Origin of the sequence: Azospirillum sp. TSH64 (genome assembly GCF_003116035.1) — a bacterium.
Taxonomy (GTDB): Bacteria; Pseudomonadota; Alphaproteobacteria; order Azospirillales; family Azospirillaceae; genus Azospirillum.
In genome coordinates this window covers 3190973-3191291 of the sequence record NZ_LGQW01000015.1, presented here as the reverse complement: position 1 = coordinate 3191291, position 319 = coordinate 3190973, and the positions used below count along the sequence as shown (strand labels likewise).

Here is a 319-nt window from a genome sequence, read left to right as displayed (position 1 = left end):
GACGGGGACGATCTCGCGGGCCAGGCTGCCGTCGGCGATGGCGCGGGCGGCGCGCTCCTGGCTGCGCAGCGCGAAGGCATCCTGGTCGGCGCGGGCGATCTTCCAGTCGTCGGCGACATTCTCCGCCGTCTCCGGCATCGAATCGACACCGTAGGCCGCCTTCATCGCCGGGTTGACGAAGCGCCAGCCGATGGTGGTGTCGAAGATCTCGGCCTGCCGCGAGAAGGGGGCGTCGGACTTGCCCATGACGAAGGGGGCGCGGCTCATGCTCTCCACCCCGCCCGCGATCATCAGATCGGCCTCTCCCGCCTTGATCGCA

1 pseudogene is annotated in these 319 nt (G+C 69.9%); it reads right to left on the bottom strand.

Features of this window, described 5'->3' with window-relative positions:
• Window positions 1-319 (bottom strand): annotated as a pseudogene (locus tag TSH64_RS15970) (3-oxoadipyl-CoA thiolase); the annotation flags it as partial.